The sequence below is a fragment of the Microvirga brassicacearum genome, assembly GCF_008757455.1.
Lineage (GTDB): Bacteria > Pseudomonadota > Alphaproteobacteria > Rhizobiales > Beijerinckiaceae > Microvirga > Microvirga brassicacearum.
In genome coordinates this window covers 13,496-38,790 of sequence record NZ_VCMV01000014.1, presented here as the reverse complement: position 1 = coordinate 38,790, position 25,295 = coordinate 13,496, and the positions used below count along the sequence as shown (strand labels likewise).

Genomic DNA, 25,295 nt, shown 5'->3' with positions numbered 1-25,295 from the left:
CGTCGTCAACGCCGGAAGGATGATCGTGCCGCAGAGCGCATTGGCTCAAGAGCCGGAGGTCGAAATCGAACGGACGGGCGACCGGGTCACGGCGAAGCTCGCCGGGTACTGGACGGCCGAGTACGCGGCCGCGGTCGAGCGCATTGCGGACGAAATCACCGCCGAGACGGACACGCATCACATCATCATCGATCTCGCCGGCGTCCACAGGCTCGATACCCTGGGCGCGTGGGTCCTCGACCGCACCCGTCACGATCTCGGAAAGCGCGACCTTTCGGCGGATTTTGCCAATGCGGACCCCGAACAGCAGATCCTCCTCGACGAGGTGGCCTATCGCGGGTTTCAGGAGACCAAACCGGTCAAGCACTCGCGTTTCGTCGATTTCCTGGTCGATGTGGGACGCACCGTCCACGACGCGGGCCATGATCTTGTCAGCGGTGTCGCGTTTCTGGGCGAGCTCATTGCGGCGATTATCCGCATCATCCTCAATCCGAGCCGGTTTCGCGGCGCCGCCGTCGTCAACCAGCTCGAGCAGATCGCCTACAAGGGCGTTCCGATCATCGTCCTGATCTCTTTCCTGGTCGGCTGCATCATCGCGCAGCAGGGCATCTTCCAGCTTGTGCGCTTCGGCGCGACCCCTTTCGTGGTCGACCTGATCGGCATTCTGATCCTGCGCGAGCTGGCGGTGCTGCTCACCTCGATCATGGTGGCGGGCCGCTCCGGTTCCGCCTTCACCGCCGAGATCGGCTCCATGAAGATGCGGGAGGAGATCGATGCATTGCGAGTCATGGGTCTGGACCCGATCGAGGTCCTGATCGTGCCGCGCATCTTCGCGCTGCTGATCGGGCTGCCGCTCCTGACCTTCATTTCCTCCATCGCGGCGCTGCTTGGCGGCGGCATCACGGCGTGGCTTTACGGCGACGTGAGCCCGGACGTCTTTCTCTCGCGGCTGAAAGCGGCCGTCGATTATCACACCTTCCTCGTCGGGATCATCAAGGCGCCGTTCATGGCCTTGGTCATCGGCATTATCGCCACCCTCGAGGGCATGGCGGTCGAAGGTTCGGCGGAATCGCTGGGCCGGCATGTCACCTCGTCCGTGGTGAAGGCCATCTTCATGGTGATCGTGATCGATGGGCTTTTCGCCATGTTCTTCGCAGCGATCAGGTTCTGAAACGATGCTCGACAGGCGCCATTCCGTTCCCGACGACGAGCGCGAAATCGTCATTCGCGTGCGCGACATCGAGGTCGGCTTCGGGGAGAAGACCATCCTGAAGGGGCTCGACCTCGACGTCTATCGCGGCGAGATTCTGGGTTTCGTGGGCGCTTCCGGGCAAGGCAAGTCGGTCCTGACCCGCGCCATTCTCGGATTGGTCCCCAAGCGCGCCGGCACCATCGAGGTGCTGGGCCAGAACCTCGACAGCCTGTCACCCTCGGAACGGCGGCTGCTGGAGCGCCGCTGGGGCGTGCTGTTCCAGCAGGGAGCCCTGTTCTCCGCACTGACCGTGAAGCAGAACGTCCAGGTGCCGATGCGCGAGTTTCTCGACCTGTCGGATCGCCTGCTCGACGAACTGGCCATGCTCAAGATCGAAATGGTCGGCCTCAATCCCGATGCCGCCGACAAGCTTCCATCCGAGCTCTCGGGCGGCATGATCAAGCGCGCGGCACTGGCCCGGGCGTTGTCGCTCGATCCCGATATCCTGTTCCTCGACGAGCCGACCTCCGGCCTCGATCCCATCGGCGCCGGCGAGTTCGACGAGCTGATTGCGACGTTACAGCGGACTTTAGGCCTGACGGTATTCATGGTAACGCATGACCTGGATAGTCTTCATACGGTCTGCGATCGGATCGCCGCCCTGGGCGACGGCAAGATACTGGCGGAGGGCACCATCGAGACGATGCTTGCATCGGATCATCCTTGGCTCCGCGCCTATTTTCATGGGAAGAGAGCCCGCGCCGTCATGGCGACCGGGGCTTAAGGTCAACGATGGAAACGCGTGCGAATTACGCCCTGATCGGATTGTTCACCCTCGCGGTGATCGCGGCCGGTTTCGGCTTCGTCTACTGGTTCTCCGGTGGCGACCGTGGCCAGGCCCGGCAATCCGTTCGCGTGGTGTTTGCCGGTTCAGTCTCGGGCCTCTCGAAGGGGTCGATCGCCTCCTTCAACGGCCTGCGGGTCGGCGAGGTCACCGAAATCAGCCTTCTGCCCGAGGACCCGCGTCGCGTCGTTGCCATCATTCAGGTCGAAGGCACCACGCCCATTCGCGCCGACACCCGCGCGCGCCTCGAATATCAGGGTCTGACCGGCGTGGCGGCGATCGCGCTGACGGGTGGTGAGCCTGGCGCTCCGCCGTTGGTCGCTGGTCCCGGCCAGCCTCTGCCGACCATTTTCGCCGACCGGTCCGATTTCCAGGATCTCATCGAATCCGCCCGCAACATCGCGCGCCGGGCCGACGACGTGATGGAGCGGGTCAGCCGTGTCATCACCGACAACGAGGCCTCGATCAACCGCACCGTCCAGAACGTCGAGAAGTTCTCGCAGGCCTTGGGCGAGAACGCCGACGGCATCGACAGTTTCCTTGCTCAGATCGGCCAAGCGGCGGAAAAGGTCGGGCCGCTGGCCGAGAAGCTCGAAACGCTCGCGGCCGATCTCGACGAGGTGGTCCGGTCGGTTGATCGCGATCGCGTCGCGCGCATCGTCGAGAATGTGGACAATTTCACCACCAGCCTCAGCGACAGCCGCGCCGACATCAGCAAGGCGCTGGCCGACGCCGCCACCCTGGTGGGGCGCTTGAACGATTCGGCTCCAAAGCTTGACTCCGCACTCACGGAACTCAGCACCCTGACCAAAGCCATCGACCCGGCCAAGGTCGGCCGCGTCGTCGATAATGCCGACGTGTTCAGCCAGACCCTACGCGAGCGCACGCCTGACGTCGACAAGGCGATCGTCGAGGCGCGCTCGATCACCGAGAAGCTCAACAAATCGGCCGACAAGATCGATTCCGTACTCGAGGCGGCCAAAACGTTCCTCGGCTCGGCCTCGGGCGAGGAAGGGCAGAGTGCCTTCGAGCAGATCAAGGCGGCGGCCGACTCCGTCCGGATCCTCGCCGACAATCTGAACCAGCGCACCACCGGCATCCTCACCGGCGTCGGCAAGTTCACGGATTCGGGCCTGCGGGAATATGAGGCGCTGGCCGTCGAGGGCCGCAAGGCGCTCAACGACATCAGCCGCGCCGTCCGGAGCATCGAGCGCAACCCGCAGCAATTCATCTTCGGCGGCAAGCCGGCCCTTCCCGAATACAACGGGCGTCGCTAGAGCCGGATCGTTTCTTCGAATCTGATCCGCCTCTATCTCTCTGTTTTGGCGCATGATCTTTCGGCGAACCGGTATCCACTTCGCCGGATCAGGCTCTCGTCATCCGGAGCATGATGTGACCCGAAAGCCGCTCCCGGCGTTTCGGCGTCACGTTCCGGAGCTTCCCGCTGGACATTGACTGAACTTTCCGGCGTATGCTCAAGTTAATGGTCGGGAGTGGATTCCTTTCAGAGGCATTTCGGTCTGGCGGGAGAGCGCCTTAAGCTCGAACAATGTGTGGGTCATCAGTGCTTTCCTTCAACTTCAATCGAGTCGGATCGCTCGGTCGCGTATCCTGCGTGCTGCTCCTGGGTGCACTGTCGGCCGGTTGTTCCTCGGGCCCGGCCCCGACCACCTACGACCTGTCGGCGCCCACATCGCGGATCGGCGGGGCCTCGGGCCTGCAGATTTCGGTCAACGAGCCTTCGGCGCTGCAGGTGCTCTCGACGCAGCAGCTCATCGTCAAGGATCAGACCGGCGCCATCAGCTTTCTCGGCGGCGGGCAATGGTCCGACAATCTTCCGCGCCTGATCCAGACCCGCCTCATCAACACCTTCGAGAACGCGTCCCAGCTTCGCGGCGTCTCGCGCCCGAGCAGCGGGGCGGTGGCCGACGTGCAGTTGATCTCCGAGCTCCGAAGCTTCGAAATCGCCACACCGGCCAATGAGGCGTTCGTGGAAATGTCGGTGAAGATCGTCAATGACGGCACCGGCCGCATCGTCAACGCGCGCATCTTCCGCGCCCGTGTGCCGGCAGCGGCGATCGACGCCGCCAATGCCGCCCGCGCCCTCGACGAGGCTCTCTCGGTGGTCATGCTCGACATCGTGCGCTGGGTCAGCGGCAATCGCCTGCCGCGTCGCGAGACCGCGAGCGAGGCGAGCGGCGCAGCGCCAAGCTGACAGCGCAGCGTCTCAGTCGCCTTCGATTGCGATCCCCTGGTGCATGAGCCAGCGGAAAATCGCCCACCAACGCCCCGGATTATCCAGCGAACAAAAAACGCGGCCTCGATGGGCCGCGTTTTCGTTTCCGCTTTCGGCGCGTGATCAGTCCAGCCTGCCACTCGCATGGGCCAGCATGGTGTAGACCTTGCCGGTTTCCGACGTCAGGTAGGTCTTGGTCAGCATCGAGTCGCGATCATCGCGGGAGACTTCGGCGAGAAGCCGCTCGAACTCTTCCACGTAGCGATCAACGGTCGCCTTGAATTCAGGATCGCGCCCGTATTTGCGGCGGATCTCGTCGAAGGTCTGCTGCCCTTGGAGCGTATAGAGCCGGCGCGTAAACACCTTGCTCTCGCCGCGCTTGTAGCGATCCCACAATTCGACGGCCGCGTCGTGGTCGATCATCCGCGCAATATCAACCGAGATGGAATCGAGGGATTCGAGGCTGTTGACCCGCGAGCGATCGGGCCGACCGCCAGCGCGTCCATGCTCTTCCTCGTCGCGCGAGGCCCGGTCGAGCAGGCCCGAGAGCCATCCGCTGCGGTTGGCCGGATCCTCGCGGCGCGGGGCAGGGCGCTCCGCCACGGGCGGCGCCTGACGCATCGGTGCGGGAGCCGGCGCTGGTGCAGGGGTTTGCACGGGCGCCGCTTTCGGCTCCACATGACGGGCGAAAGTCGCAGCCGGGGCGTTCATGGGGATCGGAGCCGCCGCGACCGCGGGAACCGGGCGCTGTTCCACCACCGCCGCGACAGCGGCGATCGAGGCCGCCTCGTTGACCCGGCGCGGCTGGACCGCGGGAGCCGCGTCGACGACGCGGTTGGAGCGCGACACCAGCGCCGAAAGCTCGTTCAGCGCCTTGATCTGGTCGGCGACGACACGGCGCATGTTGGCTGTCGTCTCCTGCGTCTCCTGCGGCAACTCGACGACGCCGCGATGGAGTTCGGCGCGCGTGTTTTCCAGCTCACGCTGGATTTGCCCGGTCATGCCGCGCATCTCGTTCATGGTGTCGCGGAATTTCGCCGTGGCGCTGTTGAGTGCTTCGGCCATTTCGGCTGCGGCCTGCTCATAGGCGCTGCGGAGCGCGGATGCGGTGCGTTCGCCTTCCGCGCCGGTCGAGCTGCGGATGCGCTCGAACTGTTCGCCGATCGCATGGGTGGTCGCCTCTGCCGAATTGGCCAGAATGGACCCGATCTGACGGGCTTTGGATTCCGCGTTCTGCAGCGAGCCCTCCACCAATGCGGTGAACGACCGGGTGACCGCCTCGAGATTTTCCGACCGTGTGCTGATGCGGCCCAGGAGCTCGTTGAGGGATTGTTCGCGACCGGCCAGGGCCGAGCTCATGCGGCTTTCCGCCTGTTCGAGCGAGGAGGCGGCTTCCGTCAGTGTCTGCAACTGCGTGCCGACACCTTCGGTGAGCGAGCGGCCCCGCTCTTCGAGTGCGTGTGCCAGTTCGGTTGCCTGCTGGATCGCGCCGGAGGACACGGAGCGCAGCGCCTCGACCTGATCGGCGACCTGTTCGGAAGCGCGGCCGGTTTGCGACGCAACTTCGGAGAGAAGACCTTCGATCTGCTGCACGCGGCTGCTGAGTCCGTCCTCGATGGCGCCGAGATTGCCGCTGGCGCTGGCCGAGACCTGCTGCAGCAGGCGGTTGGCGTCCTGCAGACGTCCGAGAACTTCCGACAATTCGTCGCGAAGCTTTTCGTTGGTGCCGATGAGGGTTTCGACCGCACGGGACGAGCCTTCGTCGATGGCAGCGCGCATCGCTTCGGTGGATTGCATGTAGGACGAGGTGACTTCCGATGCCCGTTCCTGCAGCGAGGACAGCACGGAATTGCTGCGATCCTGCAGGCCCTCGATGACGGCGTCGGTAATGGCCGCAACTTCGCGTCCGATCGACTCGCTGCGTTCGCCGAGGCTCGACACCAGCGACAGGCCCTGCGTGTCGAAGATGCCGCGGATCTCGCCGATGCGCCCGCCGAGGGAGCCGAGAACGGCTTGGCCCTTCTCGTCGATGGCCTCCACCACCCCGTCGAGACGATTGACCACGCGATGCTCGAACATCGAGACGCGCTGGTCGAGCGTGCTGGCGATTTCCTCGGCGCGGTTGCCGAGGGTGGCGTTGATTTCCGACGCACGTGCCCCGAGCGTCGCGCTGATCTGATCGGCGCGAGCGGCGAGCGAATCCGTGATGGCGACGCTCCTGGCCGTCATGGCTTCGCCGATCTCGTCGACACGGCTCTGGAGCGTGCTTGCCATGTCGCGGCCGCCTTCGGCCATGACGCGCGCCAGTTCGCCGGTCCGCACGACCAGCGTCTCGTTGAGCGCCGTCGAGCGCGTGCTGAGCGCATTGTCCACACGTTCGACGATGGCGTCGAAATTGCCGGTGATTTCGGAGGTGCGGCGCGTGGCATGTTCCTCGAGCGCGGTGAGCTGCACCTCGATGGCCCCGGTCGCTTCGCGAGCCCGTTCCGAGAACGATTCTGCCATCGTGCGGCCCTGCACGGTGATGAGGCGGTCCATCTCCTCGAAGCGTCCGCTGATCGTGTCGGTGAGGCTGCCCACATCGCGCGAGATGCGTTCGGCGACTTCGCCGCCGCGGCCCATGACGTCCTCGAATGCGGCGAGGCGGGAGCCGAGCGTCTCTTCCATCTCGCGGGTGCGGGTATCGACCGTCGTCGACAACGTGTCGGCGGTCCGGTTGAGTGCTTCGTTGACCCGCGCGCCTTGGGTGGCGATTGCGAGAACAATGTCCTTGCCGGTCCCGGCAAGGCGGGTCTGCGCGTCGTCGGCCTGCCGGGTGAGGGCGGCGGAGAACTGCTCGCCGCGCGTTTCATAGGCGGCCTGGAACTCGTCGACCTTAACGCCCATGAGCGAGGTGATGCGCTCGCCCATCGCCGTGAGGCTGCCTTCGAGGGCCTGGCCCTGAACGCCGACCGTTTCGCTGACGCGCAGGCTGGCGGATTCGAGGCGTACGGCGAGATCCTCGACACGGGTGCCGATGGATTCATCTGCAAGCCGCACCGCGCCTTCGAGATGCTCGCGGACTTCCGCGCCGCGTGCGGCGATCTCGCTGGTGACTTCCATTGCGGTGGTCGCAAGCTTTTCCCGGAACTCGCCGCCGCGCACCACGATTTCGTCCACCACTTCGACGCCGGTCGAGGCCAGTTGTTCGCGCAAGGCCTCACTGCGTGTCGTCATCTCTTCGAGCAGCGTGGTCGCGGTGGTCGCGAAGGCCTCGCGCAGGCTGCCGCCGTTGGAGGCGATGTCCTGAACGATGGAGGCGCCGGTCGTCACGAGCTGCTCGCGCATGTCGATGGCGCGGGCAGAGAAATCGTCGGTGATCTGGGTGCTGGTTGCCGACAATTGCTCGGTGATCTGCGTACCCCGCTGGGCAAAGCTGTCTTCCAGCGATTTCGCGGTCTGCTCGAACGCCTCGCGCACATCCGTGCCTTGCTGGGCGAGCGCGTCGATCACGCCGCGGCCGGTTTCGGCGAGCGTGCGCGTGACCTGTCCGGCACCATCCTGGAGATGGCGGGTGAGGAGGTCGCCAGTGCGCTCGAACGCGCCGGTAATATCCTGTGCCTTGTCTTCGAGCGCGGCCGTGATGTTGGTGCCGACATTCGAGATGCCGACCTTGATCTCGTCGCTGGCGCCCGACAGCCGGTCGACCAGTTCGACGCCGCGGCTCGCCATTTCTTCGACGACCCGTTCGCCGGCGCGGCCAAGGGCCTGGGTGATCTGTTCGCCGCGCTGTTCCAGCGATCCGGTCACCCGTTCGCCCGCGCCATTGATCGCGGAGACGACGCGCTCGGCGGCCTCGTCGAGATCCTGCGTCATGTGCTGATGCGAACCGGTGATCGCGGACCGCACGCGCTCGGCGTTGGTCACGACCGACTCGCGCTGGGTGACCAATTCGTCGATCAACGAGCGAATGCGGATTTCATTGTCCGAATAGGCTCGCTCGAGGGTCGAGATTTCACTGCGGACGAGCGTTTCCAGTTCGCCGGCACGGGCCAGTGCCCGCTCCACGCCGTCGCCGACGGCGGCGATTTCGCGGCGAACCGCCTGCGAGACGGACAGCACCGCGTCGGTGGAAAAATTCTCCGGCTGGGCAAGCCGCATGGCGACTTCGCCGACGGCGCGGGCAACCTGCTTCATTTCGCGCGAACGCACGGTGAGCATCGCGGCGATGAAGAACAGGATGATGGGGGAAATCAGCACGAGTGCCGCAACCGAGAGCTGGGCCGGGGTATAGGCCGCGAGAAGCTGTTCGGGCGTCGTGATCCCCTGCGAATAGAGCGAGAAGGCGCCGCCCGCGATCCACAGCAGAGACAGAAGTGTCGCCACATTGTAGGCGCGGCCCGACGGGCGAACCTGCAAGGCCTGCAGCATGGTCCCGACATTCTGCCGGTCGTCATTGGCGACTGCGGCGCGGTCCGGCGCGATGAAGCTTGAGCGCTGGCTGTCGTCGAGATCCCGCGGGCTGTAGCGCTCACGCGGCGCGTTCGCCTCGATGTCGGCAAAGGCGCCCTTGGTAAAGTCATGGTCGTCGATGTCTGGCAGCTTCGGATCATCGACCCGGCTGCCATCGGACCGTTCGGACGGATGCAGGCTGATGACCTCGTCGAGGTTCAGCGCCTGTTCGACAGCTGACAAAGCTGCCTCGGCCGGGTCTTTCATCTTCTTGTTTTCGATCGCCATGATCAGTCCTCGTGACGCAACTGAATAGTGGTTGGAGCCCGGCAGGGCAGCGGCAAAATGGCCGCGGCACACCAGATTTCCCCCGTTCGACGCATCTGCGGCGAGCCCGGCCGGAAACCTACCATTCACCGATAAAGTCTAGCGACCGAGGCCGACTAAGGGAACCCGATGCCCATTGTGATTTAGGAACGTCGTTAACGGCTTGGTAACCGCTTCAATTAGCAAACATTAACCATATCAAAAGCTTGAAAGATACTCATTCCCGTTCCGAAAATCGGGCGGGCCGAAATGACGATGAGCCTCGAACCGCTCTCTACCACAGATGTCGGCGGGCGTTCCAGCGTTGGAATGAGCCGCCACATTGCTGGCTTTGTCAGTCGAGGTATTTCGTCGGCGACCTTCCGTCACAGCCGCCGCGCCTGGAGATCGCGGCCCACCGATTGGGTGGGGACGCGGCCGCGCGCGAGATCGAATGCCGGATCGGCAGTGTCATGGGAAGTTGGCTGGCAGAGCGTAATTCCAAACGATCGAAAAGCAACGTTCCCCTTTGCATTTGGTATAAAAACCCATTTAGCAAGAGTGTTCTAAGGTAGTTTTCAACGTCACGAGCATCGGAACCCTGCTATTACACAAGCGTTGGTTTGCAAGTGTCCCAACAGGAGTTTGTGTGATGAGGAAAATTGTTCTGCTCGCTGCAGTTTCCCTGCTGGGCTCGGGCGTATTCCTTGCAACGCCATCAGTCGCCCAGGTTGAACTGGGTATTGGCCCGTATGGTCCCAGTGTCCGCGTCGGACCGAGCGACGACGATCGATACGAGCGGCGAGAGCGTTGGCGCGAGCGCAGAGCGGTCGAACGGGCGCGAGGATACGAAGAGGGTCGACGAGCCGCTTGGCGCGACAGCAGGTACGGTGAACGTTGCCGGACCGTCACCATTCAGGAAGAGGATGAATGGGGCCGCGTAATCGTCAGGCGGGCGCGCCGCTGTTAGACTTGGCCGTCAAATCGAGGTTGTTGGGCTGGTGCGGGCGAATTCCGCGCCGGCCTATCTTGATCGAGCCCAGTCGTTCGGCCGCTCAAACACCCATCTCACCCACCCCAGGGCAACCGCGCATTGCCCCGTAAATCCAGCGGCTTAAGCCGACCCCGGCAAAGCCGCTCCGTGCAAACATGGCGAAAAGCCGGCAATCGAACTATCCGTGTCTCGTCTTTCGGCATTCCGTCGCTTAAGTATGCGCCGGTAGCGAGAGGCACGCGATGATCAAGATTACTTATATGGACGCTGCCGGTACGTCACGTGAGGTCGAGGCCGAGGAGGGCTCGACGGTGATGGAGACGGCGATCCGCAATGGTGTGCCGGGGATCGACGCGGAATGCGGCGGGGCATGTTCCTGCGCCACCTGCCATGTCTATGTGGACGAGGAATGGGTCGAGGCGGTGGGGCCGCCGCAACCCATGGAAGAGGACATGCTCGATTTCGCTTCCGACGTCCGGCCGAATTCGCGCCTGTCATGCCAGATCCGCGTCAGGCCGGAGCTTGATGGGCTTGTGGTGCAGACCCCGAAGCGCCAAGGTTAGCCTTCTCAAAACAGCGCCGTCCGGAGACGATCACCATGTTCAAGACCATTCTGGTTCCCGTCGATCTCAGCGAAGTCGAGGCTGCACAACCCGCCATCGAGAAGGCTGCGGCGCTTGCGGCGATCTCCGAGGGCACGTTGCGACTGATCTATGTGCGCTTCATCGTTCCCGTCACCTACATGGAATTCATGCCGCCGGCCTTCGACGAGGAGCAGCAGGCCGATGCGGAGAAGAAGCTTGCCGAGATCGCCGCCAGCGTGAAGCTGCCCGCTGATCGCGTCTCGGCGGTGGTGCGCTTCGGCTCGATCTACAATGAAGTGCTCGACGAAGCGGAAAAGACCGGCGCGGATCTGGTGGTGATCGGCTCCCACCGTCCGACCATGGCGAGCTTCCTGCTCGGGTCGAACGCCTCGACGATCGTGCGGCACGCCAAATGCTCGGTCCTGGTGGTGCGCAGCTGACGCAGCAGCGTCTCCAGTGGTCTCTGGAGACGCCTCGTGCTTCGAGACAGGCCTCCGGCCCTCCTCAGCATGAGGCTTTAGGACAGCGCTATCACGCTCCTTTCGAGTTCCACTCCACCTCATCCTGAGGAGCCGCAAAGCGGCGTCTCGAAGGATCATCCAGTGGTCTCTGGAACCGCCTCGTGCTTCGAGATAGGCCTCCGGCCTTCCTCAGCATAAGGCTTTGGGACGGGCTCGCACATTCAGGAGCGCGGGAGCAATTCCTTCGGGGGCGAGCGGGGGTCGAATGGGCGCGGTTTGTTGAGCCGGACCATCGGTTCGATCTGCCAGATTCCCACGAGCGCGAACAACGTCCCGAGAACGGCGATGTTGGTGGCGCCGGTCTGAAAGGCGCGCCAGATCAGGATCGCCATGGCGATGAGCGAGGCGATCCCCAGCGCCGACGTGATGAGCCAGACCGGCCAGGACTTGCCCGCCGCGAAGCGCGCATCCGGGTTCGCCCGGAGGATGGCCTCGAACAGGGATTGGGTGAAGGCGCGGTATTCCGGCCCTTGTTCCCTCGCCTCCACGAGGCTGCGCCAGTTGAGCGACGAGAACGCGAAGGCCTTGCCGTCCTTCATGGTGACACGGGTGCGATAGGCCTTTTGGGCGAACCGCCCCGGCTCGAACGTCATTCGCACCTGCTCGACCGCGCCAAGGCGCACTTCGCTGACCCTCCGGCCGGAATCGACCGTGAGCCTGTCGCCGTCGAGGCTGAAGCTGATCGGGCCGCCGACCGGGCGAGGGCTGTGTTCATACGTGATGGGCATGAAATCGTCCGGCGATCGCCGGCCTTGAGAGAAACCGAGCTCCGCATAGACACCGTTTCGCCGAAAGAGAGAAGCCCGGTATCGGACGCGCGATATCTTATCTTCGGAGATCCGTCATGCCCGGCCATGACGTTAGGGAAGCAACAACGGAAAGGGCGCGCTGGACGGAGCGTCAGCGCACGAGTTCGCGCATCGCCTGGTCGATTCCTTCGAGCGTGAGGGGATACATGCGGTCGGACAAAAGCTGACGCAAAAGCGCGATCGACTGGGTGTAGCCCCATTGCGGTTTCGGCACCGGGTTGAGCAGCACCGCTTTTGGAAAATGCCCGAGAATCCGCTCGATCCAGATGTGGCCCGGCTCCTCGTTCCAATGCTCCACCGAGCCGCCCGGCATGGTGATCTCGTAAGGGCTCATCGAGGCGTCGCTGACGATCACCACCCGGTAATCGGACGGGTAGGTGCGGATCACATCCAGGGTCGGGATCGTTTCGTCGAACCGCCGCCGGTTTTCCTTCCAGACCTTCTCGTAGATGCAGTTGTGGAAATAGAAATGCTCGAAATGCTTGAACTCGAGACGCGCGGCCGAGAACAGTTCCTCGGCGGCCTGGATGTGCCAATCCATGGAGCCGCCGACGTCGAGAAACAGCAGGACCTTGACGGCGTTGCGGCGCTCCGGGCGAAGCCGCACATCGAGATAGCCTTTATGCGCGGTCTCGTGGATCGTGCCGTCGAGATCGAGCTCCTCGACTGCCCCCGATCGCGCGAAGCGGCGCAATCGCCTGAGCGCGATCCGCATGTTGCGAACGCCCAGTTCCACGCTGTCGTCGAAATCCCGGAACTCGCGCTTGTCCCACACCTTCACGGCGCGGAAATTGCGGTTCTTGTCCTGCCCGATGCGGATTCCTTCGGGGTTGTAGCCATCGGCGCCGTAGGGCGACGTGCCGCCGGTGCCGATCCACTTGTTGCCGCCCTGATGGCGCTCTTTCTGTTCCGCGAGGCGCTTCTTCAGCGTCTCGAACAGCTTGTCCCAGCCGAGCGCCTCGATTTCGCGTTTTTCCGCGTCGGACAGGTAGCGCTCCGCCATCGACCGGAGCCATTCGGCGGGAATCTCCGGGTTCTCATGCGCTTCGCCGAGACTCTCGATCCCGTTGAATGTCCTGGCGAAGACCTGATCGAAGCGGTCGAAATGGCGTTCGTCCTTCACCAGGCATGCGCGCGACAGGTAATAGAAATCCTCGACCTTCTTGTCGGCGAGATCCTGGTCGAGCGCATCGAGCAGCGACAGGTATTCGCGCAATGAGACGGGCACCTTGGCGGCGCGCAGAGCGGTGAAGAAATTCAGAAACATCGCACCAGTGTCGTGTCTCGTTCGGGAACGTCAAGCCGGCATCATGCGCTAGACATCCACCTGCGATTTCGCCCCGCTCACCGGGGTGCTGGTTTCCTCAGTGGCACGGGTCGAGGATTTTCCGACCGTCCGCCGCGCGCGAAACTCCGTCCGCGCCGGGTCGCGCCGAAGATTGCTGCTCTTGAGAATCGACCTGAACTCGTCGCGGCGTTCGTGGATCGAGGCGATCACGAGGCCCATGGGGACGCCGATATCGGCCAGCACCGCCTCGCTCAGCTGCAACGACGCCTCGATGGTCTCGGGCACCGCATCGTCGACGCCGATCTTGTAGAGTTCGGCCGCGTGTTTGGCGTCGCGCGCCCGCGCCACGATGGTGATGTCGGACCGCTCCTGCCGTGCCGCCGACACGACCGCCTCGATGGAGCCGCGTGTATCGAGCGTCACCACGAGGGCGAGAGCCCGATCGAGGCCGCAAGCCCGGAGAAATTCAGGATGCGCGCCGTTGCCGAAATAGACCGGCTTTCCGGCTCGCCGCTCGGCGGCGACGCGGACAGGATCCAGGTCCAGCGCCAGGAACGGTACATCGTGCCGGGCGAGCATTTCGCCTACGAGCTGCCCGACCCGACCATAGCCGGCGATGATGACCCGGCCTGCCTCGTCGGGCGGGGGCGTCGCCGCGAGGATCGGATCGAGCGGCTCGCCTTTTTCCAGACGCCGGCCGAGCTTGCGCCCGAGGCGGGCGAGGAGCGGTATGGTGACCATCGTGAAGGTCGTGACGATGAGAAGGTTCTGGCCAATGGCGGAGGGGATCAGGGCGCCTGCCATCGCACCGCCGATGATCACGAGCGCGAACTCCCCTGCGGGCCCGAGCAGCAGGCCGGTCTCGGCGGCTTCACCCGGTGTCAGGCCGAATGGCCGCGCCGTGAAGAACACGATGAGCGCCTTGATGGCGATGATCGTCGTGGCCGCGGTGAGGATCAGGATCGGCGCATCCAGCAGCCGGAAAAGGTCGAGATTCATGCCGACCGACATGAAGAAGACGCCGAGCAGCAAGCCCTTGAAGGGTTGGATCGTCACGTCGACGGCGCGCCGGTATTCGGTCTCGGACAAGAGAATGCCGGCGATGAACGCGCCGAGCGCCATCGATAGCCCGCTCACGGCTGCGATCAGGCTGGTGACGATCACCACCAGCAGGCAGGCCGCCATGAACACCTCGGGACTGCGCGATGCGGAAGCGAGCTGAAAAAACGGGCGCAGGATCAGGCGGCCGACGCCCACGAGAAGGGCAAGCGCAATGGCGGCCTGAACCATCGCCCACAGGAACGAGGCGGTCGTGACCTCGGGTTGGCCGGTATCGAGAACCGCGATCGTGAAGAGGATCGGCGCGACCGCCAGGTCCTGGAAGATCAGCGCCGAGAAGGTTGCCCGGCCGGCGGGTGTTTTCAGGCGCTTCCGCTCCGCCATGACCGGGATGACGATGGCGGTGGAGGAGAGCGCAAAAGCAAGCCCGACGATCGCCGCGCCCGTGATCGTGCCGACGAGGCCGTAGGCGAGGGCGCCGATGGCAGCGCTGCACAGGAGCACCTGCAACGAGCCGAACCCGAAGACCAGGCGCCTCAGGGTCCGCAGGCGCTGCCAGGACAATTCGATGCCGATGGTGAAAAGCAGGAACACCACGCCGAATTCGGCAAGGTGCGAGGTGCCTTCCTGATTGGTGAGGGTAAGCCAGTTGACCCACGGGTGGTCATCCGTCAGCCGTCCCAAACCGTAAGGCCCGAGCAGGGCGCCCGCGCCCAGAAATCCCAGGACAGGGCTGATCCTCAGCCGGTGAAAGAGAGGAACGACGATCCCGGCCGTGGCGAGAAATAGAATGGGCTCCTGATAGGCATAAAGGTCGATTGCGGCTGCCATTTGCTCCGTCCGGTTCGGCCCATCATGGTTTTAAGGGTCCGGGCAGCGCAAGGTAAAACTCATCCGATTCAGAGGGGGTTAGCCTCTTCTGGAGGCAGCCTGCCGCCTCAATGGCCGTCCTTCCGGGCAGCACGCATGCCCGGAAGTCCGCAAAGCCGCGGCTTTTTCAGCCCAGCGTCGAAAGCGCCTGGGCAAGATCGGCCACCAGGTCGTCCGGGTGCTCGATGCCGATGGAGACGCGGATCGTCGCATCGCTCACGCCGAGCCGGTCGCGGGTCGCTTTAGGAACGCCCGAATGGGTGGTCGAGGCCGGATGCGAGATCAGCGATTCGGTGCCGCCCAGGCTGACCGCCAGCTTGAACACCTGAAGCGCGTTCAGAACCCGGAAGGCTTCCGGCTCGCCGCCCTTGACGTCGAACGAGAAAGTCGAGCCGGGGGCAGAGCACTGCGCCTCGTAGACCCGCTTGGCCGGCGAGCCTTCGGGCAGGTAGTCGAGATGATGGAGCTTGGTCACCATGGGATGGTCGCTCAGGAATTTCGCCACGATCTCGCCGTTGCGATTGGCGGCGTTCATGCGCAGCGCGAGCGTTTCAAGCGAACGGCCGAGCATCCAGCACGAATGCGGATCGAGCTGCGTGCCGATGGCCGAGCGCAGCATGCGCACCGGCTTCATCAGCTCTTTCGAGCCCAAGGCGGCGCCGGCAATCAGGTCCGAGTGTCCGCCCACATATTTCGTCAGCGAATAAAGCGAGATATCGACGCCGTGCTGGATCGGTTTCTGGAAGATGGGCCCGAGCAAAGTGTTGTCGCACATAATGATCGGCCGCTGCCCCTGCGCCGTTCCGATTTCGTCGGCGATCCGGCGGATCAGCGCGATGTCCACGATCGTGTTGACCGGGTTCGAGGGCGACTCGACCAGGATCACCGACACCCGGCCCTTGCCTTGCGCTTCCGTGGCGGCGGCGCGGATGCTCGCCTCATCGACGCCATCGCCGAAACCGGCGGACTGGATGCCGAGATTGGCGAGGGTCTTCGAGATTAGGGTTTCGGTGCCGCCATAAAGCGGCTGCGAATGGAGGATCACGTCGCCGGGCTTGGCGAAGGCGAGAATCGCCGTGGCGATGGCCGACATGCCGGATGAGAACAGGAGGCCGGCCTCCGTTTCCTCGAAGATCGCCAGGCGATCCTCGACGATCTCCGCATTGGGGTGGTTGAAGCGCGAATAGACGAGGCCGGCGGTCTCGCCTTGCGGCGGCTCGCGGCGTCCGGCCACGTAATCGAAGAATTCCTTGCCGTGCTCAGCCGAGTTGAACACGAAAGTCGAGGTGAGAAAGACGGGCGGCTTGACGGCGCCTTCCGAGAGGGTCGGATCATACCCGTAGCCGAGCATCAGGGTCTCGGGCTTGAGCTTGTGATTTCCGATCCGGTCCTTGTGGTAGCGGTTATAGGCCATGGTTCATTCTCCCTTTCGCCAGCCTTACCCTAACCGGCCTGTTGCCGAAAGCTCGTCTGACGGCCGATCATGCTCGCGCCTCTCGAGAGAGATGGATTTGACGCCGCAAAGGAGAAGTGCTTCGCGCTTTCCCTTGGGGCGATCCGGCTCTAGGGTCGGAAAAAGACCGGAAGGGAAGGCAGAATGGCGCGTTTCGAAGGCACTGAATCGTATGTGGCAACCGAGGATCTGACGGTCGCCGTCAATGCCGCCATCGTTCTCGAACGTCCCCTGCTCGTCAAAGGCGAGCCGGGCACCGGCAAATCGGTCCTGGCCGAGGAAATCGCCCGCGCCGTCAAGGCGCCGCTTCTCACCTGGCACATCAAATCAACCACCAAGGCACAGCAGGGCCTCTACGAATACGATGCGGTGTCGCGTCTGCGCGACAGCCAGCTCGGCGATCCCCGCGTCTCCGATATCGGCCATTACATCAAGCGCGGAAAACTCTGGGAGGCCTTCGCCGCCGACCAGCGGCCCGTGCTGCTGATCGACGAAATCGACAAAGCCGATATCGAGTTCCCGAACGATCTTCTGCTCGAACTCGATCGCATGGAATTCCACGTCTACGAGACCGGCGAGACGGTGCGGGCGGAAAGACGGCCGATCGTCATCATCACGTCCAATAACGAGAAGGAACTGCCCGACGCCTTCCTGCGCCGCTGCTTCTTTCACTACATCAAGTTTCCGGACGAAGTGACGATGTCGCGGATCATCGCCGTGCATTATCCCGGCATCAAACGCCGTCTCGTCGAGGAAGCGCTGAGGATCTTCTTCGAGATCCGCGAGGCGCCCGGGCTGAAGAAGAAGCCCTCGACGTCGGAACTTCTCGACTGGCTGAAATTGCTCATGGCGGAGGATATCGGCCCCGAGCAATTGCGCGAGCGCGATCCGCGCAAACTGATCCCGCCGCTGCATGGCGCGCTGTTGAAGAACGAGCAGGATGTGACGCTGTTCGAGAAGCTCGCGTTTCTCTCGCGGCGCGAAGGGCGGTCGTGAATGGTTCGGCTCCTGCTTCTGCGTCACGCGAAATCCTCCTGGCCGTCGGGAATGCTCGACGTGGACCGGCCGCTTTCGGCCCGAGGGCGCAAGGCCGCGGTGCTGATGGGCGATTATCTCGACGATGAGGAACTTCTGCCCGACCTCGTCCTGATCTCGCCGGCGCGCCGGACGGTGGAGACCTGGTCGCTGGTCCAGCCGGCGCTCGGGCCCGTGACCATGCGTGCCGAGCCGCGGATCTACGATGCGCCGGCCGCGCGGCTGTTGTCGCTCATCCAGGAGATCGACCCGCAGATCTCGAGCGTCCTGATCATCGGCCATAATCCCGGTTTTGAGGATCTGGCCCGCCTGCTGGCGAGCCACGGCGACGGGGAGGCGTTGTCGCGGATGCGGCAGAAATATCCCACCGCCGGCCTCGCGGTGATCGATTGCGATTGCGCGAGCTGGGCCGAGGTCAAGCCGCGAGGCGGCAAGCTCGAACGTTTCGTCACGCCCAAATTCCTCGGCGCCGGCGAGGACGATTGAGGATTGCTGTTCCGCGGCCGCGAACGACGGCGGACCAACCCGCCATTCCGGGGCGAGCGCAGCGAGAGCCCGGAACCCATAACCGCTGACCTCCCGCGTATGAACCCCCGCGGTTCCGCGCGGCACTTTATCCGGCAGCCTCATGGTTATGGGTTCCGGGTTCCGCTTCGCGGCCCCGGAATGACGGCTGAACTTCGCCGCCCGACCATCGTTGTGCCTGAAACACGCCCGATGATGGGCTGCGTTTTCAGGGGGCAATCATCGCCATGCTGCCTTCGGCGCTCATCGCGCTCTTCCTCGCCGGAAGCGCGCTCTCGACCGATCATTGGGGGTTTTCCGCCATGATCGCCGATCGTGATGCGCCCTCGATCGCGGCCATCCGCTACGACGCGGCGACGCGTGAGATTTCGAACTGGCGTTCGCAGACCGTCGGGACGCTCGAGCCCAAGCCCGTCGCGATGGCCGCAGCGTTGCTCGGTGCCGATCGTCCGGTGGTCACCCGGTGTGTCAAGCTCAACAACTACTGGTGCATCAAGAGCGCGCGCTGGGATGGCGAAATCGGCAAGGATTCGGAAGGCCATGTGGGTTTCGCGTCCGCCGATCACGGCGCCGACGCCGCGGTGACGTTGCTGCGCCGTTACTACCTCGAATTCGGCCGCAAATCCGCCCTCGACATCGTGCGGCGATGGGCACCGGCCGAATGCGGCATCGCCACCGGAATCGGCGGCCTTGCGGTGCTCGCCGTCAAGGGCATCGGCGGCACGGTGCGCGCCCGCTATCTGGCGTCGCGACGCGGCAAGGGCGTCACCACGTTCACCGCCAAGGGCCGAGGCGGAAAGCCCGGCCGGGTGTCGATGGTCATCCCGCTAAAAACGCCGCAATACCGGGTGCCGGATATCGCGGAAGGGATGGGCGAGAAGCCGAAGCCGGTCCCGAAGATGGAAGCCGCACCACGACCAAAAATCAGAGCCGCCGCGGCGCCAATGGCAACGGCCTCCGCTCCCAAACCTGCTGTCGCCGCTTGCGCTCCGGACGAGCAGCGCCTGCGCAACTACGCCGAGCGCATGGTGGGCGACCTCGATCTCGGGCCCAATGACGATCTGAAGCTCTTTGCAGCGGATGGTACGCCGTTGCCGAACCTGACGGCGGTGATGGCGGCCATGTCGTCGTTCGAACTCGGCATGCTGCGTCCAGGCGCCGCCCTCATCGAGGGAGCCGTGCAACGGGCCATCCTGCGGGCGGAAGCCAGGAAAGCGGCGCCCTCCGCCGATCCTGAGCTTTGATGCCGTTGGCAACCCATCTCGGTCAGCGTTCGGGCTGCACTACATCCTCGCCAGAAGCCGCAGGGCTTGATCCTCGGCGGCGCCCTCGTTCGATCCGGGCCCGAACACCGCCACGGTGCGGCGATAGCCGTCTTGCGACGCGCAATAGACCGCCCCGGTACTGGCGGGACCACCCGCGGAATGACCGATCACATGGAGCGGCCGCGCCATGCCGACGCGCTGCATCGTTCCGCTCATCAGCCCGAGGCCGTAACCGGTGGTCAGCCAGGGCCGTCCGGGAAGGGCGCCGCCGATTGCATGGGCGTTAAGCATCGCCGCTCGGGAGGCCGGCGTGAGCAGGTCGCCTTGCATGAGGCGATGGAGCGCCAGCGCCGCTTCCGCCACGGGGCCGATCACGATTCCATGGAATGCCCATCCCGGATGGTAGGGTCTCCCGGTATCGAAGATGGTGGCGCGCATGTCCTCGCGCGTCTCGGCGACCCGTGAATGTCGCAGGTCGAGCGGCTCGAGGACGAGTTCGTGCAGCGCTTGAGGGAGACCCGTGCCGCAGGTCCGCTCGATCATTCGCCGCAGAAGCAGATATCCCACATTCGAGTAGGCCCATCCGCTCATCGGCCGGAACAGAAACGCCTCTGGCGACACGCGTTCAAAAAGCGCTTCATCGGACCACGGGTCATCTCCCTTGGCGACGGCCTCGTGATACTCCGCCAACCCGCTGTAATCGCCGATGCCGCTGCGATGCTGGAGGATGGCGCGCAGCGTGTAGGATTGACCACGGATAGGCCGATCGAGATCGACGCGACCTTGCTCGGCCAGCCGAAGCACCCCGGCGGCGATGAGCGCCTTGGTAAAGCTCCACCAGGGGACGATGGCGGTCGATGCCCTTTCTTCGAGCTCGCCCTCCTCGGTCACGACAGCCGATTGGCTAACGCTCATGACTTCCCATCACCATGCTGTCTCGGTCGCGCGTTTGCGAACGGGAGAAATGATACCCTGCTTTGCAATTTCATGAGTAAGGTACCACTTCAAGCCCGTCCCAAAGTGCGAGTTCCTAGTGCCTTTTTTCAATCACCTCGCCTCCCGCGCCGGATCGGCGGCGCACTCGCTCTGGGAGGCTTCCGGCCAACTTGTGCAGCCTTCGCTTCGTCTCGGCGTCACCGGTCTCGCGCGCTCGGGCAAGACGGTGTTCACGACGGCGCTGGTGCATCACCTGACCCGGGGCACGAACCTGCCGGCGTTTCGCGCCTCCGCGGAAGGGCGCATCCGTCGCGCCCACCTGGCGCCGCAGCCCGATGACGCGGTGCCGCGCTTCCCCTACGAGGAGCACATGGAGGCGCTGACGGCGGAACGCCGCTGGCCGCAATCCACCAATCGGATCAGCGAGTTGCGCGTCGATATCGAGTATGAACGCAAGGCTGGCTGGCGCACGGGGCCGGCTTCACTTGCCCTCGACATCGTCGATTATCCGGGCGAATGGCTGCTCGACCTTGCGCTCCTCGACGCCGGCTACGCGGAATGGTCGCGCCAGACCGTCGCGCAGAGCCGCAAGCCCGATCGGGTCGAGACGGCGCGGACCTGGCGCAAGGCACTTGAGACATTCGATCCGGCGGGGCCGGCGGACGAGGTGCTGGCTGGCAAGGCCAGCGAGGCGTTCAAGGAGTATCTGATAGGCCTGCGCACCGACGACGAGACCGTGGCGACGACGCCGCCGGGCCGCTTCCTGATGCCGGGGGATCTTGCGGGCTCCCCGGCGCTCACCTTCGCGCCGCTCGATCTTGCCACAGGCGCCCAGATCGCGCCGGGCAGTTTCGCTTCTCTCATGGAGCGCCGCTTCGAGGCCTATAAGACCCATGTGGTCAGGCCGTTCTTCCGCGATCATTTCCAGCGCATCGATCGCCAGATCGTCCTCGTCGACGTGCTCGCCGCCATCGATGCCGGTCCGGTTGCCCTGGCGGAACTGGAAGAAGCGCTGGACCAGGTGCTGATGGCGTTCCGCACCGGGCGAAACACGTTGCTGTCGCGGCTCTTCTCGCCGCGGGCCGACAAGGTGCTGTTTGCCGCCACCAAGGCCGACCATATCCACCACACCGATCATGACCGCCTCGATGCGATCCTGCGGCTTCTGGTCAACCGCGCCGCGCGGCGCACGGAAGCCGCCGGCGCGCGGGTCGGCACCGTGGCGCTCGCCTCGGTGCGGGCCACGCGCGAGACCACGATCCGGGAGGGCCGCGAAACCTTGCGGGCGGTGGCCGGCGTGCCGGAGGCCGGCGAGCGGGTCGGCGACGAGATTTTCGACGGCGAGACGGAAGCGGCGATTTTCCCCGGCGAATTGCCCGAAACCGCCAGTGCGGTGTTCGAGGGAGCGGTGACGCCCGGCTCCCTGCGCTTTCCCCGCTTCCGTCCCCCGAAACTTCCCGTCGATGCGGCGGGCCGGATGGCCAAGATGCCCCATATCCGCCTCGACCGTGCCCTTGAATTCCTGCTCGGGGACCGTTTCACATGAGCCGCCAACCACGCGCCTTTCGCCTTGACGATCCTGGGGTTGCCAGCGGCTCCGTCGTGGTGACGGACGAGCCGCTTGACGCCATCGAGGCGGCCGATGGCGTCATCGTGCCGATGGGTCCGAAGCGCCGGGCGCCATGGGTCGGCATCTTTCTGACGGCTCTCTCGGGCCTGCTGGTGCTCGGGCTCGGGCTCGCTGTCGAGCGGCTCATCGTCGACCTCTATGCGGTCGCGCCGTGGCTCGGCTGGGTGGCGCTGGTGCTGGCCGTGGTGGCGGCCGCGGCCTTTCTCGCCATCATCGGCCGCGAGTTCGTGGGCATCTGGCGGGAGAAGAAGATCGAGCACCTGCGCGAGGCCGCAGCCGATGTGCTGGCGGTCAAGGATCACAAGGGCGCCAAGGCCATCGTCTCCGATCTCCTGAGCCTCTACGGCTCGCGGGCAAGCGCGGTTCCCGGCACCGCCCGCCTCATGGGCCTGATGGACGAGATCATCGATGCCGATGATCGCCTCGCCATCGCCGAGCGGGAATTGCTCGCCCCTCTCGATGCGCAGGCCAAGCGCGCCATCGCGGGCGCGGCAAAGCAAGTCTCGCTGGTGACGGCCGTCAGCCCCCGCGCCATCGTCGATGTGGCGTTCGTGGTCTTCGCGGCCGTGCGGCTCTTGCGGACGCTGGCGCGGATCTATGGCGGGCGACCGGGGCTGTTCGGCTTCCTGCGTCTCGCCAAAGCCGCCTTCAACCACCTCGCGGTGACGGGCGGCGTCGCGGTGGGCGACAGCTTACTGCAGCAGGTTCTGGGTCTCGGCCTTGCCGCGCGCATCTCCGCCAAATTGGGGGAGGGGGTGCTGAACGGCCTCATGACCGCCCGTTTCGGCCTCGCGGCGCTCGCCGTCTGCCGCCCGCTGCCGTTCATCCGCGAGGAAACGCCGAAGATCGGCGACGTGGCGGGAGAGTTGCTGAGCCGAGCCGAGGCTGCGGCGGAGTAGGGGAAAAATCATGCCACCGCCTTGCGGCTCAGGCGGCGTCTCGATCCGCCACGTTTGTCAGCGGATATATCGTCGTCTGCTTCCTGCTGCTCCCCGGACGGATCCGGGAAGCAGCGAGTTTCATGATCGTTAGATCACGAGGAAGTCGTTGTAGGTCAACTTCAGGTTCTTCTTGAGGGTGACGATCTCGACCGCCTTCTTGGCGCCCGAACCGTCCAGATCGTAGGACACCACGCCGGTCTTCTTGTTATAGACGATGTAGTCGTCCCGGTCCTTGGCGCCATCGATGCTGAAGAACTTCTTGTTCAGCTTGGCGGGCGAGGTCTCGCTGCCCTTCCGGCCAAGTTTCGTGAAGATGGCGTTCTCGAGCCAGATCGTGTCATCCTTGACGTTGAAATCGGTGACTTTATCGAGGTTCGTCTTCTTGTTCGGCTTGGTGTTGAACACGAAGATGTCTTTCCCGGTGCCGCCGGCCAGCGTGTCCTTCCCGAGACCGCCCCAGAGCTTGTCGTTGCCTGTGCCGCCGTCGATCTTGTCGTTGCCGGCGCCCGCCGCCAGCACGTCGTCTCCGGCGCCGCCCGCGAGATTGTCGTTGCCTGTGCCGCCGGAGAGGTTGTCAGAGCCGGACGAGCCGACAGCGGATTCGTTCAGGACATCGGACAGCGACAGCGTCAGGATCTTGTTGACGCTGGCTCCGATGCTGTCGGTGACTTTCACCACGATCTTGTGGCTTGTGGCCTGTTCGAAATCGAGAAGGGTGCCGTTCGCGACGACCAGCTTGTCGCCCTGAACCGCAAAACGCCCGCCGGCATCGTCGAGCAGTTTAAAGCTGAAGGTGTCGCCCAAATCGTCATCGAGGGCCGTGAGCGAGCCAATGACCGCCCCAGTGCCCGTGTTCTCGGCCAAAGTCGCATTCGAGAGCGAGATATCGGTTGGCGCGTCGTTGCTCGCCGCGTCCAGTGCGGCAATAATCTTGACGTCGCCGAAGAACTTGTCGTTCGGCATCTCGTTGCGGGCGGCAAGGACGCCGGCCGCCAGATCCGCCAGGAACGGGCCGTCGCCCAACTTAGCCGTGATCTCCGCCAGGACCCTGGTGTAGTCGCTGGCCCGCAATACCGCCACGCGAGCGGCGACCGCGGGGTTGCCGTCAACCGCGCCCCATTCGGCGATCAGATCCTGACGATCGGCATTGAGCGTGCCCGCATAATCCGAGATGGCAGCGGCCATTTCGTCGGCCGTCGTGGCGCTGTCGATCGCGCTGATGAATTGATGCTTGGCGTATTCGACGGCGATCTGGTGCTCCAGCGCGGCCTTGAGCTGCGCGACCGAGGTGAAATCGCCGAACAGATCCGCGATCTCCTTCACACCGAGTGCGATCGCCTTCTGGCGGCCGGCATCGTCCGGGAGCGCCCGGAAATGCGTGGCGCTATCGCCTTCAAGAAGGCTTGCGTCGTAGGTGTCGATGGCAGCCAGAATCGTGGTTTCATTCGCCGCATCGTTGAACGCGGTCAGGAGCGCTGCATCCGGCCCGTCATTGGCCGCATCCAGGGCGGCTATGATCTTGCCGTCGCCAAAGAACTTGCCGCCCGGCAGCGCATTGCGGGCATCGAGAAGGCTGGCCCCGAGATCGCCCACGAAGCCTGAGTCGCCGAGACGGGCTGCGACGTCGTTGAGAACCGTCGTATAATCTTCGGCCTGCAGCTCTGCCACGCGAGCGGCGACGGCCGGGTTGCCGGCAACGGCGCCCCATTCGGCGATCAGGGCCTGGCGATGCTCGTTGAGGAGGTCCACATGGGCCGTGATGGCAGCGGCCATTTCCTCGGCCGTCGTTGCGGCGTCCATGGCGCCGATGAACTGGTGCTTGGCGTATTCGACGGCGATCTGGTGCTCCAGCGCGAGCTTGAGCTGCGCGACCGAGGTGAAATCGCCGAACAGGTCGGCGATCTCTTTCAGGCCGAGCCCGATGGCCTGCTGGCGGCCGGCATTGTCCGGAAGCTCAGCGAACCGCGTGGCGCTGTCGCCCTCAAGAAGAGCCGCCGCGTGAGCATCGATCGCCGCCAGAACAGCGAATTCGTCTGCAGCATCGTTGAATTCGGCGAGCAGGGCCGCGTCCGCGGCATCGAGAGTGGATATTGGCACTGGAAACCCCATTGTAATAAAATGAAGTTGCACTCGTAGACGCTGGGGCAAGGAAAGAATAGACGCGTGTCACGGTCTTTCGTCCTAAAACACAACTTAATCACATCTTTTGAACCCGGAGCGTCCGACGGCCCGATCGCGGCATACGACCGGCGGGGGAAGATTGGATCGGTCAAGTTTTTGCGTCGCCTTACCGACAAGTTGACGTCCGCTTCCCATTCGCTCACAAGAACCGGCCTTCTGGCGCGGAGGGGAATGTCGCGCGCCGCTCGATCAGAC

Annotated in this window: 18 protein-coding genes; 11 read left to right on the top strand and 7 right to left on the bottom strand. The window is 64.4% G+C overall.

Annotated elements, in window-relative coordinates; translation table 11 throughout:
- Positions 1 to 19 precede the first annotated feature (19 nt).
- The 4 genes from FEZ63_RS10870 to FEZ63_RS10855 all read left to right on the top strand — a co-directional run bounded on the left by FEZ63_RS10870 (position 20) and on the right by FEZ63_RS10855 (position 4,251).
- Positions 20 to 1,171, top strand: coding sequence for an ABC transporter permease (locus FEZ63_RS10870; protein WP_150944620.1), 1,152 nt, complete (start codon positions 20 to 22; stop codon positions 1,169 to 1,171).
- Between the two features lie 4 nt (positions 1,172 to 1,175).
- On the top strand, positions 1,176 to 1,976 hold the full coding sequence (locus tag FEZ63_RS10865; RefSeq protein WP_150944245.1) for an ABC transporter ATP-binding protein: 801 nt from the start codon (positions 1,176 to 1,178) through the stop codon (positions 1,974 to 1,976).
- An 8-nt stretch (positions 1,977 to 1,984) separates the two neighbouring features.
- The gene (locus FEZ63_RS10860) at positions 1,985 to 3,313 is read left to right on the top strand and encodes an MlaD family protein (protein WP_150944244.1); all 1,329 of its coding nucleotides are present in this window, start codon (positions 1,985 to 1,987) and stop codon (positions 3,311 to 3,313) included.
- Positions 3,314 to 3,585: 272 nt separating this feature from the next.
- Positions 3,586 to 4,251 carry an ABC-type transport auxiliary lipoprotein family protein gene (locus tag FEZ63_RS10855; protein ID WP_150944243.1) on the top strand — a complete coding sequence of 222 codons (666 nt, stop codon included), beginning with the start codon at positions 3,586 to 3,588 and terminating at the stop codon, positions 4,249 to 4,251.
- 144 nt (positions 4,252 to 4,395) lie between these two features.
- On the opposite strand, the gene FEZ63_RS10850 is transcribed toward FEZ63_RS10855, so the two are convergent.
- Positions 4,396 to 8,991, bottom strand: a complete 4,596-nt coding sequence (locus FEZ63_RS10850) for an apolipoprotein A-IV repeat region-like domain-containing protein (protein ID WP_150944242.1) — start codon at positions 8,989 to 8,991, stop codon at positions 4,396 to 4,398.
- A gap of 1,254 nt (positions 8,992 to 10,245) precedes the next feature.
- Between FEZ63_RS10850 and FEZ63_RS10845 the strand changes: the two genes are divergently transcribed.
- Together FEZ63_RS10845 and FEZ63_RS10840 are read left to right on the top strand one after the other, a co-directional pair.
- A complete protein-coding gene (locus FEZ63_RS10845) occupies positions 10,246 to 10,566 on the top strand; it encodes a 2Fe-2S iron-sulfur cluster-binding protein (protein WP_150944241.1) in 321 nt (106 codons plus the stop codon).
- Between the two features lie 35 nt (positions 10,567 to 10,601).
- A complete protein-coding gene (locus FEZ63_RS10840; RefSeq protein WP_150944240.1) occupies positions 10,602 to 11,027 on the top strand; it encodes a universal stress protein in 426 nt (141 codons plus the stop codon).
- Between the two features lie 242 nt (positions 11,028 to 11,269).
- Here the strand turns inward: FEZ63_RS10840 and FEZ63_RS10835 are convergent, their stop codons facing one another.
- The 4 genes from FEZ63_RS10835 to FEZ63_RS10820 form a co-directional block, all read right to left on the bottom strand.
- Positions 11,270 to 11,836: a hypothetical protein gene (locus FEZ63_RS10835; RefSeq protein WP_150944239.1), complete on the bottom strand. Its 567-nt coding sequence runs from the start codon at positions 11,834 to 11,836 to the stop codon at positions 11,270 to 11,272.
- Between the two features lie 172 nt (positions 11,837 to 12,008).
- A complete protein-coding gene (locus FEZ63_RS10830; protein WP_150944238.1) occupies positions 12,009 to 13,184 on the bottom strand; it encodes a vWA domain-containing protein in 1,176 nt (391 codons plus the stop codon).
- 48 nt (positions 13,185 to 13,232) lie between these two features.
- Positions 13,233 to 15,095, bottom strand: a complete 1,863-nt coding sequence (locus FEZ63_RS10825) for a cation:proton antiporter domain-containing protein (RefSeq protein WP_150944235.1) — start codon at positions 15,093 to 15,095, stop codon at positions 13,233 to 13,235.
- A gap of 166 nt (positions 15,096 to 15,261) precedes the next feature.
- On the bottom strand, positions 15,262 to 16,548 hold the full coding sequence (locus FEZ63_RS10820; RefSeq protein ID WP_150944233.1) for a cystathionine gamma-synthase family protein: 1,287 nt from the start codon (positions 16,546 to 16,548) through the stop codon (positions 15,262 to 15,264).
- Positions 16,549 to 16,731: 183 nt separating this feature from the next.
- Here FEZ63_RS10820 and FEZ63_RS10815 point away from each other — a divergent pair, with 183 nt between their 5' ends.
- From FEZ63_RS10815 to FEZ63_RS10805, 3 genes are all read left to right on the top strand, one after another.
- Positions 16,732 to 17,583 carry an AAA family ATPase gene (locus FEZ63_RS10815; protein WP_150944231.1) on the top strand — a complete coding sequence of 284 codons (852 nt, stop codon included), beginning with the start codon at positions 16,732 to 16,734 and terminating at the stop codon, positions 17,581 to 17,583.
- Positions 17,584 to 18,108, top strand: coding sequence for a SixA phosphatase family protein (locus FEZ63_RS10810; protein WP_150944229.1), 525 nt, complete (start codon positions 17,584 to 17,586; stop codon positions 18,106 to 18,108).
- A gap of 266 nt (positions 18,109 to 18,374) precedes the next feature.
- Positions 18,375 to 19,391: a hypothetical protein gene (locus tag FEZ63_RS10805; RefSeq protein ID WP_150944228.1), complete on the top strand. Its 1,017-nt coding sequence runs from the start codon at positions 18,375 to 18,377 to the stop codon at positions 19,389 to 19,391.
- A 39-nt stretch (positions 19,392 to 19,430) separates the two neighbouring features.
- On the opposite strand, the gene FEZ63_RS10800 is transcribed toward FEZ63_RS10805, so the two are convergent.
- A complete protein-coding gene (locus FEZ63_RS10800) occupies positions 19,431 to 20,327 on the bottom strand; it encodes a serine hydrolase domain-containing protein (protein WP_150944226.1) in 897 nt (298 codons plus the stop codon).
- A gap of 118 nt (positions 20,328 to 20,445) precedes the next feature.
- On the opposite strand from FEZ63_RS10800, the gene FEZ63_RS10795 reads away from it, so the two are divergent.
- Both FEZ63_RS10795 and FEZ63_RS10790 read left to right on the top strand, forming a co-directional pair.
- A complete protein-coding gene (locus tag FEZ63_RS10795; protein WP_150944224.1) occupies positions 20,446 to 21,894 on the top strand; it encodes a YcjX family GTP-binding protein in 1,449 nt (482 codons plus the stop codon).
- A complete protein-coding gene (locus FEZ63_RS10790) occupies positions 21,891 to 22,877 on the top strand; it encodes a YcjF family protein (protein ID WP_150944222.1) in 987 nt (328 codons plus the stop codon). Before FEZ63_RS10795 ends, FEZ63_RS10790 begins: the two co-directional genes overlap by 4 nt.
- A 129-nt stretch (positions 22,878 to 23,006) precedes the next feature.
- Here the strand turns inward: FEZ63_RS10790 and FEZ63_RS10785 are convergent, their stop codons facing one another.
- Entirely contained in the window at positions 23,007 to 25,016 is a 2,010-nt protein-coding gene (locus FEZ63_RS10785) for a calcium-binding protein (protein WP_150944220.1), read from the bottom strand.
- Positions 25,017 to 25,295 lie beyond the last annotated feature (279 nt).